Here is a 2,819-nt window from a genome sequence, read left to right on the forward strand (position 1 = left end):
CAAGGGGCTGTTCCATGCCGTCGACTTCATCCCTCCGGCGGAAAGCGCCGATGCGGCCTATCCCCTGACCCTGACCACCGGGCGGGTGCTGTATCATTACCATACCGGCACCATGACCCGAAAATCCGACGGCCTCAATGAACGGGCTCCGGAATGTTTCGTCGAAATGGCTCCGGGCGATGCGGCAAAATTAGGGCTCAGCGACAAGGCCATGGCGACCATCGCCTCACGGCGCGGCAGCATTCGCGCACGGGTCCGGCTCTCGCACAAGGCCTTTCCGGGGACGGTCTTCATCCCCTTCCATTTCGCCGAGGCCGCCGCCAACATGCTGACCCATGCCGCCCTCGACCCAACGGCCAAAATCCCTGAATTCAAGGTCTGCGCCGTCAGGATCAGCGATTAGCGTCGATATCACGTCCATGTCAGTCCAGTCAAAGGGCCCGCCGCCAGGCGGGCCCTTTTTTCTCAGATCCGTCCGCGCCTCGGACTTGTCGTCATTGTGTTTTTATAGTATGGTTTCGTTCTTTCATTTATATGACGAACAAAGGTGACGTGCATGGCTGATATTACAATCAATGGCTCGACATACAGCGCGGATGCGTCCCAGACCATCCTCGATGTAATCAAACAACACAAGGTTGCGGACATTCCCACCCTCTGCCACGCCAAAGGGCTTGATCCCTTTGCCTCCTGCGGAATGTGCGTGGCCGAAGTCAAGGGCGCTCCGGGCCTCAAGCGGACCTGCTGCACACCGGTGGCCGACGGCATGGTCGTCGACACGGATACGCCGGCCGTCCAGACGGCCCGTAAAGTCAATCTCGAACTTCTGCTGGCCAATCACAAGGCCGACTGTTACGCCCCCTGCCGCCTGGCCTGCCCTGCCGGCGTCGACATCCAGGGTTACATCGCCCTGGCCCTTAAGGGTCTCTATTCCGAAGCCGTGATGCTGATCAAGGAAACCAACCCCCTGCCCATGGTCTGCGGCAAAGTCTGCGCCAAACCCTGCGAGGACATGTGCCGCAGAAATTTTATTGACGCACCGGTGGACATCAAAAACATCAAACGCTATGCCTCGGCCATGGACCGGGCCGCCCACGGCCGCTATTCCCGACCGGAACCCGGACCTTATACCGGTAAAAAGGCGGCGGTCATCGGCAGCGGCCCGGCCGGGCTGTCCGCCGCGTTCTTCCTTCGTAAAAAAGGCCATGCCGTCACGATCTTCGAAATGATGCCCGAGGCCGGAGGCATGATGCGCTACGGCATCCCCGAATACCGGCTGCCCAAGGCCGATCTCAAAGAGGAAATCGATTCGATTCTGGACATGGGCGTCCGAATTGAATTCAATCGCCGCCTGGGTACGGATTTCACCCTGGACAGCCTCAAGGCCCAGGGGTTTGACGCGATTTTCGTGGGCATCGGGGCCCAGTTGGGCAGCAATGTCCGGACCACGGGCAACGATCTTGACGGCGTGCTCCAGGGCGTGGATTTCCTGCGTGACGTCAACGCGGGCATCGCCCCGAAACTTCACGGCAACGTCTTTGTGGTGGGCGGCGGCAACACCGCCATCGACGCGGCCCGGACGGCCCTGCGCCACGGCGCTGAAAAGGTCGGTATCATCTACCGGCGCACCGAAGCGGAAATGCCGGCGGCCGTCGAGGAAATCCATGACGCCAAGGAAGAAAACATCGACCTGAACATTCTGTGCAACCCGGTAGAATACCTGGGAGCAGACGGACGGCTTACCGGCATCCGGCTGGTCCGCATGGAACTGGCCGAGCCGGACAGTTCCGGGCGCAGACGCCCGGTGGTCATGGAAGGCAGCGAATACGAACTGCCCGCGGATTTTGTCATCGAAGCCATCGGCCAACGGGTGGACACTTCGGCCCTCGAAGGCATGAATCTGACCCGCTGGAATTCCATCAACGCGGACAGCCGTTTGTTCATGACCAACATCGACGGGGTGTTCGCCGGCGGCGACGCCGTCTCCGGCCCCTCGATCATCATCTCGGCGGTGGCCCACGGCCGCAAGGCCGCCCATGCCATGGATCTTTACCTTCAGGGCAACTCCCTGACGGCCGAGAACCTCCTGAACTTTTACATCCGCAAAGAAGATTTCGGTGTGCTTTCCAGCGATGATTTCATCGACGAGACACCTGCCGAACGCCGGGAGATCGAAAAATCCGATCCGGCCACGCGGGCCCGGAGTTTCGAAGAGGTGGAACTGGGCTTTACCGAAGAAAACCTCAAGGCCGAAGCGTCACGGTGTCTGGCCTGCGGATGCCAGGATGTCCTGACCTGCAAACTCAAGGCCTATGCCCACACCTATGGGGCGGACAAGCACCGCTTTATCATTCACCCGGCCAAAACAACGCCGTTCAAGGAGGTCGCCCCCCTCTACCCCATCGAGCGGGACAATCCCTTTATCATCCGGAATTTCGCCAAATGTATTTTGTGCGGCCAGTGCGTCCAGGCCTGCCGGGACGTACAGGTCAACAACGCCATCGACTTCGGCAACCGCGGCGTGTACTCGAAGATCATCGCCGCCGGTGACCGTCCGCTCAAGGATTCCGACTGCGTGTTCTGCGGCGAATGCGTCCGGGTCTGCCCGGTGGGAGCCCTGACGGAAAAACAGGTCATTTACCGGGGGGAACCCTGGGAGGAAGCGCCCGTTCATTCCACCTGCGCCTACTGCGGTGTGGGGTGCCAGACCGAGCTGCATGTCAAGGCGAACACCGTCGTCCACATCACCGGCCACGAATCGACGGGTCCGAATTACGGCAGCCTCTGCGTCAAAGGCCGATACGGATTTGACTTCATCG

At 60.4% G+C, this 2,819-nt stretch carries 2 protein-coding genes; both read left to right on the plus strand.

The window, feature by feature from the left end; genetic code table 11:
* Positions 1–403: molybdopterin oxidoreductase family protein (locus ACYQ11_RS21815; RefSeq protein ID WP_459925948.1), on the plus strand; the 403-nt coding region annotated here is incomplete at its 5' end.
* Positions 404–556: 153 nt separating this feature from the next.
* Positions 557–2,819 (plus strand): FAD-dependent oxidoreductase (locus tag ACYQ11_RS21820; RefSeq protein WP_459925949.1); only part of this gene is annotated, 2,263 nt, incomplete at its 3' end.

It is taken from the genome of Desulfatiferula olefinivorans (genome assembly GCF_054657895.1).